The following is a 13674-nucleotide window of genomic DNA, read 5'->3' as shown; positions in this document are numbered from 1 at the left end:
ACAGAGGGAAAATGAAGGTTGACTTACTTGTTCAAAATGGATGGGTCTACCGGACATACAGGCAATGCTTTGAAAAAATGGACATTGCGGTTGTAGGGGAAAGGTTTTACGACATTTCCCCTTCCTCCTATTATGGGAACAAAATTCCTTATGAGGCTGAATGTGTGGTGGATGGTACAGGAAAATATTTTATACCGGGACTGATCGATATTCATATGCATATCGAAAGCTCCATGACATATCCGGGAGAGTTTTCCAGGGCGGCCCTGCCCTGGGGAGTTACCTGTGTGGTGGCTGACCCTCACGAGATCGCCAATGTATTCGGGTTAGAAGGAATAAAAAGCTTTATGGAACAGGATACGGAGCTGGATATTTATTACGGGATTCCATCAAGTGTTCCTTCCACCGGAAGCAGCTTAGAAACCTCAGGCGGGCAAATCAGGGAAGAAGAGGTCCGGGAGCTTCTAAAAGAGGATAAAGTCATCTGCCTTGGAGAGGTGATGAATGATTCAGACTTAGTTTCCGGGGAAGATACCCTGATCAAACGCATTATCAGGCTGTGTCAAAACGGGGACCGCAGGCTGAAGATCGAGGGGCATTGCCCTGCCCTGTCAGGAGAAGCGCTGGCAGGCTTTATCCGGGGCGGTGTGGATGCAGACCATACCCAGCAGACCCCAGAGTCAGTTCTGGAAAAGACGGACATGGGCATGTTTCTGGAACTTCAGGCAAAATCCCTGACACCTGATGTGGTTGAAACGGTGGTATCCCATGGTCTTTATGAAAATGTGGCTCTTGTAACAGATGATACCATGCCGGATCATCTGGCAAAGGGCCATTTAAACCAGATCCTTAAATTGGCTGTGGAGCAGGGAATGCCGGCAGAGAAGGCTATTTACTGTGGGACCCTTACACCTGCACGGAGAATGGGCCTTGATGACAGGGGAATGATTGCGCCCGGAAAGCTGGCGGATTTCGTTGTACTTGATGATCTGGTAAGCTTTTGCCCTTCTGCGGTTTATAAAAACGGAAAACAGCATATAAAAAGTCCGGATTCTCCAAAAGCAGTTTTCCCGGACCATTTTTACCAGTCTGTAAAATGCCGCCTGGCTCTGGCTTCCGATTTTAAACTGAACCGGTGCGAGATACGGGAGGGAACAGCAACCGTAAATGTCATGGAGATTCAGGATTTTGGAACAAGGGTTAAGCATGTGAAAAGGGAAATTCCTGTCAGGAACCGCTGCATATGCTGGCAGGAGGCAGGGCTTTCCCTGGCAATGGTATTTGAACGCTACGGAAAGACAGGAAATGTTTCCTATGGGCTTGTGGAGCATGCCTTAAAGTCTCCCGGAGCGGTGGCAACCACCTGGAGTCATGACAGCCATAATCTGCTTGTGCTTGGAAATTCAGTGGAGGATATGGTGCTTGCCCAGAACCGGGTGGTTCATATGCAGGGCGGTTATGTAACAGCCCGGGGCGGTAAAATCACAGCTTCTGCAGCCCTTCCCGTAGGAGGAATCCTCTCCGACGGAAGTCTCCCAAAGCTTTCAGAGGAACTGGCTGAGGTGCGGGAGGAAATCGAGGCCATGGGGTATGTGAACAGCAATGTCATCATGTCCATTTCCACCCTGACACTGCTGGTTTCCCCGGAATTAAAGATAAGCGATAAGGGCCTGTTTGATGTAATGACGAAGCAAAGGGTTCCTTTGGTAGAAAAATACGAGTCTTAAAAAATAATACAGAGACAGCCAATGGGTGTGCCTTTATGTCTCCTCAATTTGGGCAAAAATAAGGTATCACCCGTCGGGTGTACCGTTGTACCAAAATTATGGGCAGTAATCAGGAAGACCCGTCGGATGTACCTTTATGCCACAATCATGGGCAGTAATCAGGAAACACCTGCCGGGTATCCCTTTATGCCAAAAAAACGGGCAGTAATAAGGAAAAGGTTGATAAATGTGAGAACAATAATCATTAATGTAACTGTGGTAACAATGAATGAACAGAGGGAAATTCACGATCCGGGTTTTGTGATGTTTGAAAATGATATCATCACAGCGGTAGGAGGCATGAAGGATTTACCGGAAGAAGCCTGGCATTTGGATACGGTGACAGTGGACGGAAAGAACGGCATCCTGATGCCGGGAATGGTGAATCTTCACACGCATATGGGGATGATTCCTTTCCGTGGTCTTGGGGATGACTGCAAGGACCGGCTCCGGGTATTTTTGCTGCCAATGGAGCAAAAGGCCATGGATGAAGAGCTTGTATACCTGTCTTCCCGCTACGCGGCAGGGGAGATGCTCCTTGGCGGCGTGACCACAGCCCTTGATATGTATTATTTTGAGGAAGAAGCGGCAAGGGCCATGGATGAGATGGGAATGAGAGGGATTGCAGGGCAGACAGTGATGGAAGAAGGTGCCTGCGATTTCAGTGATCCTTATCAGGCATTGGCTTATGGGGAAGAATTGATAAAAAAATATCAGTCCAATCCCCGTATATCAGCCTGCATTGCTCCTCATGGAACTAATACCTGCGGGAAAACACTGCTTTTGGAAGCCTACCGTCTGGATTCGTCTTTAAAGGTTCCTTTTACTTTACATACGGCGGAAATGGATTATGAAATGGATTATTTCCGGAAGGAATACGGCATGTCCCCGGTTCAGTATTTGGACAGCATCGGTGTATTGGGAAAAGAGACTCTGGCAGCCCACTGCATTCATATGGAGGAAGAGGATCTTTTGCTTTTAAAGGAACGGGAAGCAAGGGTGGCTCACTGCATCGGCTCCAATACAAAGGCGGCAAAGGGCGTGGCACCGGTAAGCTCCATGCTTCGGATGGGAATCCAGGTAGGCCTTGGAACGGATGGCCCTGCAAGCGGAAACACTCTTGATATTTTTACGCAAATGAAGCTTTGTGCCGATTTTCATAAAAATGAAACCAGAGACCGGAGCGCATTTCCGGCGGAAACCATTGTGTCAATGGCTACGGATCTGGGAACAAAGGCCCTTGGCCTTTATGACCATACAGGTTCCCTGGAACCGGGAAAGCAGGCGGATCTTGTTTTAGTTGAAACCTGTTCTGCCAACATGTTTCCGGTTTACAATCCCTATTCTGCCCTTGTTTACAGCGCCAATCCTTCCAATGTGGAGGCCGTATACGTTGCAGGGGAATGTGTGGTGAAGGAGAAGAAGCTTGTAAAGGCAGATATGGCAGAAATAAAGAAAATGCTTATAAAGAAGATGAAAAAAACGGATTTTGGAATTTATATGGAAAAAATGGGGAATATTTATTGAAGAAAGGGTTTGCAGGGTGATTATAATAAATCGATCTGAGGTATATTATAAACAGAGGTTTTAATTATTAATTCGCCGGTTGTTATTTATTAGAAATAATTGACAACCATATTGCCCTGTGGTAAACTGTATCAGTACAAATACGCGCCGATACTTGGTATTTCGGATACTCCAACCAATACTTGGTATGAGGTGAGACTTTAAGACTAAAGGAGGAAATCAACATGATTTCAAAGGAAAAGAAAGCAGCTATCATCGCTGAATTTGGCAGAAAAGCCGGAGACACAGGTTCACCGGAAGTACAGATCGCAATTCTGACAGAAAGAATTACAGAATTAACGGATCATCTTCAGAAGAACCCAAAAGATCATCATTCCAGAAGAGGACTTCTGATGATGGTTGGACAGAGAAGGGGTCTTCTTGATTACTTAAAGAAGTCAGACTTAGAAGGCTATCGTTCATTGATCGAGAAGTTAGGAATCAGAAAATAATAAACCATTTAGGGTGGAGGACATCTCCACCCTATCTGTCTATTAGGAAAAGAATATTAAAAGTAGAAGCATTCCCCGAGACCGCTGATGTGTGCGTAATAAGCAGAGCCAAGAGGCGGGAAGGGGGCACGGATATGCAAGCATATCCGTGCCCCCTTCCAGTCTCTTGGCGAGTAACCGCGAATGAGGGACTGAAAGTCCCGAATTTGCGGCTGCGGATTCTGCCCAAGGCAGAATCTGCTTATGCCCCCAGCGGGCCGCATAATCAAACTCATTTTTTCATTATTGCGCGCAGATCAGTAGTTTCGGCGTCTTCTACTGTTAATATAAATATCAATCCAGTAAAAGGAGATACCAGTATGTACAAGAGTTATAGTATGGAACTGGCCGGCAGAACATTAACCGTTGATGTCGGCAGAGTAGCAAAGCAGGCAAACGGCGCAGCACTTATGCACTATGGCGATACCGTAGTATTAGCTACCGCAACTGCTTCTGACAAACCAAGAGACGGAATCGATTTCTTCCCACTGAGCGTAGAATACGAAGAAAAATTATACGCCGTAGGAAAGATCCCAGGCGGCTTCAACAAAAGAGAAGGAAAAGCATCTGAGAATGCAATTTTGACCTCCCGTGTCATTGACCGTCCAATGAGACCTCTGTTTCCAAAAGATTACCGCAACGATGTGACTTTAGATAACATCGTTATGTCCGTAGACCAGGATTGCAGTCCGGAGCTGACAGCGATGTTAGGCTCAGCCATTTCAACCTGCATTTCCGATATTCCTTTTCACGGACCATGCGCTTCCACCCAGGTGGGACTTGTAGACGGAGAATTCGTCATCAACCCTACCCAGGCTCAGAAGCAGGTTTCCGACATGGCGCTTACGGTTGCATCTACAAGAGAAAAAGTGATCATGATCGAGGCCGGAGCCAATGAGGTTCCGGAAGATAAGATGATCGAGGCCATTTTTAGGGCCCATGAAGTAAACCAGGAAATCATCAAATTCATTGACACCATCGTAGCAGAGTGCGGAAAGCCGAAGCACCAGTACACCAGCTGTGCAGTGCCGGAAGAATTATTTGCTGCCATCAGGGAAATCGTTACTCCTGAGGAGATGGAAGTTGCCGTATTTACCGATGAAAAGCAGATAAGAGAAGAAAACATCCGTAATATCACCGCAAAACTGGAAGAAGCCTTTGCAGATAAGGAAGAATGGCTGTCAGTGCTTGGAGAAGCCATTTACCAGTACCAGAAAAAGACTGTCCGCAAGATGATCTTAAAAGACCATAAGCGTCCTGATGGCCGTGCCATGGATCAGATCCGTCATCTGGCAGCAGAAATCGATATGCTTCCAAGAGTTCATGGTTCCGCCATGTTCACCCGCGGCCAGACCCAGATTTTAAATATTTGTACCTTGGCTCCATTATCAGAAAGCCAGAGATTAGACGGCATTGATGATATGGAAACCTCCAAGAGATACATGCACCACTATAATTTCCCGTCCTTCTCCGTAGGAGAGACAAGACCTTCCAGAGGACCGGGACGCCGTGAAATCGGCCATGGTGCCCTGGCAGAGAGAGCATTGATTCCGGTTCTTCCGTCTGAGGAAGAATTCCCATATGCGATCCGTACCGTTTCCGAGACCATGGAATCCAATGGATCTACCTCCCAGGCAAGCATCTGTTCCTCATCCATGTCCTTAATGGCTGCCGGTGTTCCTATTAAATCGGCTGTTGCAGGCATTTCCTGCGGACTTGTTACCGGAGATTCCGATGATGATTACATCGTCTTAACCGATATTCAGGGTCTGGAAGATTTCTTCGGCGATATGGACTTTAAGGTAGGAGGCACCCACAAGGGTATCACTGCAATCCAGATGGATATTAAGATCCACGGCCTTACAAGACCGATCATTGAGGAAGCCATCCGCACCACCAGAGAGGCAAGGCTTTACATTCTTGATGAGGTTATGGCAAAAGCCATTGCAGAGCCACGTAAGGAAGTAGGCAAGTATGCTCCGAAGATCGACCAGATTTCCATTGATCCTCAGAAGATCGGTGATGTGGTAGGCAAGCAGGGGAAAGTGATCAATAAGATCATTGAAGAAACCGGCGTAAAGATCGATATTAACGATGACGGAAATGTATCCGTATGCGGAACCGATCAGGCCATGATCGACCGTGCAATCCAGATCATTAAGAGCATTGTTACGGAAATCGAAGCAGGACAGATTTTCAAAGGCAAGGTTGTCAGAATCATGAACTTTGGTGCTTTCGTTGAACTGGCTCCAAACAAGGATGGTATGGTTCACATTTCCAAGCTGTCAGATAAGAGGGTGGCAAAGGTTGAGGATGTTGTCAACATCGGTGACGAAGTAACCGTTAAGGTAATGGAAGTCGACAAAATGGGCAGAATCAACTTAAGCATGAAGCCGGGAGATCTGGCTGGAAAGACAGAAGAGAAAAAAGCTGAAAAAGAAACAGGATCAAAAGAAACAGAATAAAACAGCTATGCCCTGTGGCAGACAGCAGATAGGCCAATATCCGTCTGCTGTCTGTTTTATTATGTAAATGCAGGTTAGGAACGGGGAAGGAGTATATCATGGAAAAACAGACACTGGCAGAAATTGCCGCCCAAAAATTATTGCAGATCATACAGGAAGAAGGATACACTGCAGGAGACAAACTGCCCACCGAGGCGGAACTGTCTGAAGTTCTGGGGGTAGGGCGTAATACGGTCCGTGAAGCCTTAAGGATCCTGATGTCCCGGAATATTGTCACCATCCGCCAGGGATCGGGGACCTTTCTGTCGGATAAAAATGGTGTGGCCGATGATCCTCTGGGATTTACCATGATAGAAGACAGAAGAAAGCTGACAGAGGATTTGATCCAGATCCGGGTTATGCTGGAGCCCCCGATTGCAGCCCTGGCGGCCCAGAACGCAGATTTGGAGGAAATCCTTTGCCTGGAACAGATACTTCTGGAGTTAGAAAAGATGATGGAGAACCGGGAGGATTATTCGGAAAAGGATTCCCAGTTCCATGCCCAGATTGCCAACTGCAGCCATAATCTGGTCATAGCAAACCTGGTACCTGTCATTACCGACGGGGTCAGGGTCTTTGCCGGTTCGGTCCGGGAGACTGAATATGCCCAGACGTTATTGTCACATCGCAGGATTTATGAGGCGATCAGGGACCGGAAGCCTGTAGAGGCACAGCAGGCAATGTATTTCCACTTAATGTACAACGAAAACCGCTATAAGGAAGAAGACCGGGATAGAACCTGATTAAATCATGGTCTGAAATCATGCAGGAAGAGATAAGGCATATATTCATGGGATGAGTATATGCCTTATTTTTTACTTTTTCTTGACTTATTCCATCGAATGTGATAAAAATAGAATATATTTATAGGATGAATATTCACCCTATAGTGTTCATTTATTTCTGGAGGTCAAAAATATTGAAACAATTATATGATGTACTTATTATCGGAGGCGGGGTCATTGGAAGCGCAATTGCGAGGGAAATGTCCAGATATCGCTTAAAAATAGGCGTTTTGGAAAAAAATCTGGATGTCTGCTGTGAGACGAGCGGGCGAAATTCCGGGGTGGTCCACGGAGGATTCGCGTATGACACCGGTTCTTTAAAAGCAAAACTGTGTGTAGAAGGCAACCAAATCATGGGACAACTTTCTGAAGAACTGGATTTTCCTTTTAAACGTTGCGGAAAGGTTCTGGTAGGTAATACACCGGAAGATCAGGAAGCACTGGAACGGACCATGAAGCAGGGCAAAGCCAATGGAGTAAACGGGATGGAGCTGATCGGAAAAGAACGGCTTCATGAACTGGTTCCTGCTGTGGTTGGGGATTTTGCCATGTACTCCGCTGAAAGCGGAATCGTAGATCCTTTCGGATATACCATTGCCCTGGCTGAGAATGCAGCAGAAAATGGTGTGGATTATTTCTTTGACCGGGAGGTGACAGCCATTGAAAGAGATGCGGATTCCAATTATGTGATCACCGCATCCGGCGGAACCTTTTACAGCCGCTGGGTAGTGAACAGTGCAGGCTTAGGCTGCGGAAAAATATCGGAGCTGCTTGGTATGGGCAGTTATAAGATCATAGGTTCCAAGGGAGATTACATCATTCTGGATAAAAGGACCGGTCCTTTGCTTCCCATGCCGGTATATCCGGTTCCCAGCAATACCTATATGGGGATCCACGTGACCAACACGACAGATGGCAATGTGATCGTCGGGCCCAATGCGGATCTGACAGAGAATTTTACATATTATGGCGTATCCCAGGAAAATATGGACTATTTAGCAAGGAGTGCCTCTGACTTATGGCCCTGTATCCATAAGAAGGATTATATCCGTAACTATTCCGGAATCCTTCCCAAATGGGTAGATGAGAATGGAGCAATCCAGGATTTTAAAATTGAGGTGCAGGATATGACAGCGCCGAGAGCTATCAATCTGGTGGGCATAGAATCTCCCGGACTGACTGCGGCTGTCCCGATTGCCCGTTATGCGGCCGGGCTCATGGCGGAGAGGGAAACGCTTACCCTTAACTCCTCCTTTAATCCCATGCGCAAAGGCGTGGTGCGGTTTGCGGAGCTTTCAAACGAAGAGCAGAACCTTAAAATCCTGGAAAATCCGGAATACGGAGAGGTGATCTGCCGTTGTGAAAAGGTGACTAAGGCAGAAATTCTACAGGCAATCCATAATCCCCTGGGAGTTGACACCTTAACAGGGATTAAGTATAGAACACGCTCGATGATGGGGCGCTGCCAGGGCGGTTACTGCCAGATGCGCATTGCACAGCTGATAGAGCAGGAACTGGGGAAAAAAGAAGATCAAATCCAATATGCCAGAAAAGGTTCTAATATGTTCTTTGGCAAAGTACGGCAGGAGGTGGAGTCATGAATGCAGAACGAAAAGAGATCCAGGTAGAACAGGTGGATGTTGTAATTATAGGCGGAGGACCTGCCGGGCTTGCAGCAGCAGCAGAACTTTACCGCCGCGGAATTCGTAACCTGCTGATCATTGAGCGGGAAAAGCAGCTGGGAGGCATCCTGCGCCAATGCATTCACGACGGATTCGGATTGACCCGCTTTCAGACTGCCTTAAGCGGTCCTGAATATGCACAGCGTTTCATTGACACAATAGAAGAGCTGAATATTCCTTACCTAACAGATGCAACGGTACTGGAGGTGACCCGTGAAAGACAGGTGACGGCAGTTTCCAGGGAAGGCATGAGAACCTGGCAGGCAAAGGCAGTGATCCTGACCATGGGCTGCCGCGAGCGGACAAGGGGAGCCATTGGGATTCCGGGTGAGCGGCCTGCGGGCGTATTTACAGCAGGTGTTGCCCAGGCTTATATGAATCTGTTTAATACCATGCCGGCTAAGGAAGCGGTAATACTGGGCTCCGGAGATATCGGCATGATTATGGCCCGCCGGCTTACTCTGGAAGGGGCTCATGTAAAGGCTGTATTTGATATCCAGCCTTATCCCAGCGGATTGCCGCGCAATATCCAACAGTGTCTTAATGATTATGACATACCACTGTATTTAAGCCATGGAATAACTGCAATTCATGGAAATACCAGGCTTACCGGCGTCACTGTCTCTCAGGTAGATGAGAATTTTATGCCCATCCCAGGAACAGAAAAAGAGTACCAGTGTGATACGCTCATTCTTTCCGTCGGCCTGATTCCGGAGAATGAACTATCCCTGGATGCGGGAGTTATCTTAGATGAACGGACCAGGGGCGCTTTTGTAGACGAATATTTCCAGACTGACGCAGAAGGGATCTTTGCCGCAGGAAACGTCCTTCATGTACATGACCTGGTTGATTTTGTCTCGATCGAGGCGGAGAGTCTGGCCGATTCAGTGGCGGAATACGTAAAAGAGGGAAGTCTCAGACCAGCTGCCATTGCGATTAAAACCGACTGCAATATCGGGTATACGGTACCTCAAAGAGTCAGCGGAACGAAAGAATTTACGTTGTCCTTAAGGGTAAAAAGACCGATGAAGGACTGCCGCATTGTTGTGCGCCAGGCCGGGAAGGAAGTGGCAGCTAAAAAGATGAAAAAAGCAATACCTGCAGAAATGATCCGCGTTGTCATTTCTCATGAAAAGCTGGTATCCGGCTCAGATTTGGAGGTGTGCGTAGAATGATGAAGGAATTTACCTGTATTATCTGCCCGAACGGGTGCGAAATAAGTGCAGATATAGAAATAAAAGAAGGCGGCGGCTTGATACGGTCCATAGATGGCGCCCTCTGTCCAAGAGGAGAGATTTATGTGAAGCAGGAACTGATTGATCCCCGCCGTAATATTGCAACTTCAGTTCTGGTAAAAGGAGGAATTCTGCCATTAGCCAGCGTACGTCTGACGAACCCGATCCCAAAAGCCAGAATCTTTGATGCCATGGAAGAGATAAAGAAGTGCAGTCTGACAGCACCTGTGACAGCCGGTACGGTTATCGTGGAAAATATTCTTGGATATGATGCAGATGTGATTGTGACAAAATCTGTGCCGGCAGGCGAACTGCAGAAATAATTAAGATCCGGCAATTGATAGCAGCCGTAAAACAGTTCTGTTTTACGGCTCCTTATCGTATCAAAATATGGTACCAATCCGTTAAATGAAGTAATCGGGAAATTCTTTTTTGAGTATGGTCTGATCTGCCAATGCGGTGGATATGTGCCGGATCATGGCTTCAGAAGCCTTTTTCTTATCCTTGTCCATGATGGCTTTGCAGATGGCGGAGTGATCGCTGATGACACGGTCTGATACATTGATCTGATAACTCAGCTTTCGCTGCCTGTCAAAGTGAGGCATGATGGTCTGCATGGTGTCATAGATAAAAGCCATACCGCATATATCATAAAATTCTTTGTGGAAAGCAATATCCAGAGTCAGAAATTTCTCGAAGTTCTCCCTCGGTCCGTTGGATGCGTAATCTTTTTGGAGCGTTATATAGTCATATAAGTTATCCAGGTGCTCCTGGGTGATAAAATCACAGCTCATTTCTGCCAGCGGCCCCTCAATCATTTTCCTCATGGTACATACCTGTTCCACGATATTACTATCAATCAAAGAAACAAAAATCCCCTTTTGAGGATAGCTTTCGATCAAATGGCCATTGGTCAGTGAAAGAATGGCTTCTCTGACCGGAGTCCGGCTGATGTTTAATTCTTTTGAGATTTCTATATCAGAGATTTTTTGTCCTGGCGTGAATTCCAGGTTAATAATCTGGTCCAGAAGAAACCGAAGGGCATATTCACGTGCGGACTCTCCCGGGTTTTGGGTAAACTTTTTAGTCATTTCAGCGCTCCTTTGTGTTATAGCTATGTCACGGAAAGATTCGGACATGGATATTTTTAATTGTAATCAATATATTACTTTCAAGAAAAATTAGCACAATAGATACAGTATACGGTACAAGTAATGTTTTTACCATGGATGAAAATAATAAATATAAATAAAAAATTATACAATTATCACATGAAAAATGATTATTATCGTTAAAGTGCACAAAAAATAGAGGTTTTAAATGGATAAAAGAAACAAAATCCTTGTTAAAAAAATATTTATTATTGCTTTTCAAACACTGCTATAGTATACTAACGCCATGAAAATATATTACTGCTGAATTAATATATTTCTTAAACAATTTAATTGAACTCATAATTCGTAAGAGGAGGATTACAACATGAGAAGGATGAAAAAAGTTTTATGCATGGCAATGGCGGTTGGTATGACTGTCTCATCCCTGGCTGGCTGCGGCAGCAGTACATCAGGCGCAGCGAAAGCTCCGGCTTCAGGTGAAACGCAGGCAGGAGCCCAGTCAACGGCTACCGGTGCTCCGATCAAGGTGGGAGTATCCAACATGGTAACCGGCCCTATGGCGGCCGGTGGGCTTCGTATGAAGCAGGCCGTAACCATGGCGTTTGAAGAAATCAACGCCAAAGGCGGAGTGCTGGGGGGAAGACCTTTGGAGATGGTTCTGGTTGATGACACAGGGACTCCCACAGGTGCGGTAAATGCAGTCAATAAGATTCTGGGTGAGAATGTTTCGGTGTCAATCGGACCTCATACTTCTCCTATGGCATCTGCAACTCAGGAATTATATCGGAAGGCAGGAGTACCGTTCATCAGCGCTGCTACCTCACCAAAGCTTTTAGAAGCACAGAATCCATACTTTTTCCGTATATCCGTTTCTGACGGAGCCGTTGGACCGGCTATGGTGGAGTTTGCCAAGGACCAGTTTGGTGCTGCAAAGGTTGGAGCTCTCTATGATACAGATGATTACGGTGTAGCGGCCGACAATGCCACAAAACTGTATTGCGAAAAGAATGGAATTGAATATTACTCAGAAGGATTTACATCCGGTGATAAGGACTTAACATCACAGCTTTCCAAAATAAAAGGCTGGGGACCTGATGTTATCTTTGATTTTTCCCATGACGCAGAGGCGGCTTTGATTGTACGTCAGCTGGACGAGCTTGGTATGGGAGATCTTCCTCATGTTGGGCCTAATGCTCTGGCACAGTCCCAGACCTATGATTTATGCGATGCAAAACAGCTGGAAGGTACTTATGCATCTACAGATTTCTACGCAGACCAGACCAATGAGACCATGAAGAAATTCTTAGATGATTTTAAGACACGCTGGGGAGCTGATGTGGAACGTTATGCAGCGATGTATTATACTGCAGCTTATTTAACAGCCGATGCCATTGAGCGGGCAGGCTCCGATAAACCGGAAGATATTCGCAAGGCTCTTTCTGAAACAAAAGATTTTAATGCTGTATTTGGAAAGCTTAACTGCTCTGAGCAGGGAGAGATGAATACGAACCTTTATATTCTGGAGTTTAACGGAGAAAAGAATATGTCTGTATCCAAACAGGTATCCTTAGACTGATTATAAAAAGGGAATGAACGGCACCCGGCGGCTTAAAACAGCTGCCGGGTGCAAATAACGAGGAGGTACTACATATGCAGGTATTTGTACAGCTGCTCATTACCGGTATTGCCATGGGTTTTATCTATGCTCTGGTAGGTATTGAGTACACTCTTATCTGGAACGCAACAGGATTACTCAATTTCAGCCATGATAAGTTCATCTTATTTGGAGCTTATATGTTTGCCGGTACCTATGTGCTGGGTCTTGGGCTTCCGCCGATACTAGCAATTCTTTTCACAATTTTTACCATGTTTTTATTAGGTATTGTCAGCGCGTTTGTAATTTTTAATCCGCTAAGCAAGCTTTCCACCAATTTATTCGCAGTGATCGGAACCGTTATCCTTGGCAGGATTATGATAGAGTCGGTTCGCCTGATCTGGGGGCCTCTTCCCTTTACACTGGATAATTTCATGAGAGGATCCATTCACTTTGGTTCTGTGGTAGTCTCAAAAGCTCATTTGGTGATTATTGTGGTATGTTCCTTAATTACCGCTGGCCTTCAGGTTTTCTTTAAAGCAACCAAGACCGGAAAAGCCATGCGTTGTGTATCGGAAAATAAAACGGCAGCATCCTTAATGGGAATCAATGTTCCCATGAACATCGCTTTTACCATTGGTTTATCGGCGATTGTCTGCGCCACCATCGGAATCCTGGTAATTCCTATCTTCAATGTGGAACTTCAGATGTCATCCATGATCGGATTAAAAGGATTTGCCTCCGGTGTCATCGGCGGCTTTGGCTACCTTCCAGGGGCAATTGTGGGCGGTATCCTACTTGGAGTGGTTGAAATCTTTGGAAGTATGCTGATTCCGTCTGTTTATAAAGACTGTTTGTCATTTGTACTGTTAATCATCTTCTTGTTGGTGAGACCGTCAGGAATTCTGGGAAATAAGAGATAAGGGAGGAGGAAAG

Annotated in this window: 11 protein-coding genes; 10 read left to right on the top strand and 1 reads right to left on the bottom strand. The window is 46.1% G+C overall.

The window, feature by feature from the left end:
- Positions 1 to 11: 11 nt before the first annotated feature.
- From BMX69_RS13400 to BMX69_RS13365, 8 genes are all read left to right on the top strand, one after another.
- Positions 12 to 1727: an adenine deaminase C-terminal domain-containing protein gene (locus BMX69_RS13400; RefSeq protein WP_100042612.1), complete on the top strand. Its 1716-nt coding sequence runs from the start codon at positions 12 to 14 to the stop codon at positions 1725 to 1727.
- Between the two features lie 228 nt (positions 1728 to 1955).
- Positions 1956 to 3293 carry an amidohydrolase gene (locus BMX69_RS13395; protein WP_100043853.1) on the top strand — a complete coding sequence of 446 codons (1338 nt, stop codon included), beginning with the start codon at positions 1956 to 1958 and terminating at the stop codon, positions 3291 to 3293.
- Between the two features lie 224 nt (positions 3294 to 3517).
- Complete coding sequence (gene rpsO / locus BMX69_RS13390) at positions 3518 to 3784, top strand: 30S ribosomal protein S15 (protein WP_054790339.1); 267 nt, start codon at positions 3518 to 3520, stop codon at positions 3782 to 3784.
- Between the two features lie 359 nt (positions 3785 to 4143).
- Entirely contained in the window at positions 4144 to 6288 is a 2145-nt protein-coding gene (locus BMX69_RS13385) for a polyribonucleotide nucleotidyltransferase (RefSeq protein WP_100042611.1), read from the top strand.
- 98 nt (positions 6289 to 6386) lie between these two features.
- Positions 6387 to 7070, top strand: a complete 684-nt coding sequence (locus tag BMX69_RS13380) for a FadR/GntR family transcriptional regulator (RefSeq protein ID WP_054790338.1) — start codon at positions 6387 to 6389, stop codon at positions 7068 to 7070.
- A gap of 176 nt (positions 7071 to 7246) precedes the next feature.
- Entirely contained in the window at positions 7247 to 8713 is a 1467-nt protein-coding gene (locus tag BMX69_RS13375) for an NAD(P)/FAD-dependent oxidoreductase (protein ID WP_100042610.1), read from the top strand.
- Positions 8710 to 9969 (top strand): NAD(P)/FAD-dependent oxidoreductase, encoded by a 1260-nt coding sequence (locus BMX69_RS13370; protein ID WP_100042609.1) that lies wholly within the window; start codon positions 8710 to 8712, stop codon positions 9967 to 9969. Before BMX69_RS13375 ends, BMX69_RS13370 begins: the two co-directional genes overlap by 4 nt.
- Complete coding sequence (locus tag BMX69_RS13365) at positions 9966 to 10352, top strand: DUF1667 domain-containing protein (RefSeq protein WP_054790337.1); 387 nt, start codon at positions 9966 to 9968, stop codon at positions 10350 to 10352. The genes BMX69_RS13370 and BMX69_RS13365 overlap by 4 nt, the downstream gene beginning before the upstream one ends.
- A gap of 81 nt (positions 10353 to 10433) precedes the next feature.
- On the opposite strand, the gene BMX69_RS13360 is transcribed toward BMX69_RS13365, so the two are convergent.
- Positions 10434 to 11120: a GntR family transcriptional regulator gene (locus BMX69_RS13360; protein ID WP_100042608.1), complete on the bottom strand. Its 687-nt coding sequence runs from the start codon at positions 11118 to 11120 to the stop codon at positions 10434 to 10436.
- A gap of 388 nt (positions 11121 to 11508) precedes the next feature.
- Between BMX69_RS13360 and BMX69_RS13355 the strand changes: the two genes are divergently transcribed.
- Both BMX69_RS13355 and BMX69_RS13350 read left to right on the top strand, forming a co-directional pair.
- Positions 11509 to 12720: an ABC transporter substrate-binding protein gene (locus BMX69_RS13355; protein WP_242941257.1), complete on the top strand. Its 1212-nt coding sequence runs from the start codon at positions 11509 to 11511 to the stop codon at positions 12718 to 12720.
- A 74-nt stretch (positions 12721 to 12794) separates the two neighbouring features.
- Entirely contained in the window at positions 12795 to 13661 is an 867-nt protein-coding gene (locus BMX69_RS13350; RefSeq protein WP_054790335.1) for a branched-chain amino acid ABC transporter permease, read from the top strand.
- Positions 13662 to 13674: the final 13 nt, after the last annotated feature.

The organism is Lacrimispora sphenoides JCM 1415, assembly GCF_900105615.1.
Taxonomy (GTDB): Bacteria; Bacillota; Clostridia; order Lachnospirales; family Lachnospiraceae; genus Lacrimispora; species Lacrimispora sphenoides.
Note: the sequence above shows the minus strand (reverse complement) of the source record. Positions and strands in the feature narration are given on the sequence as shown.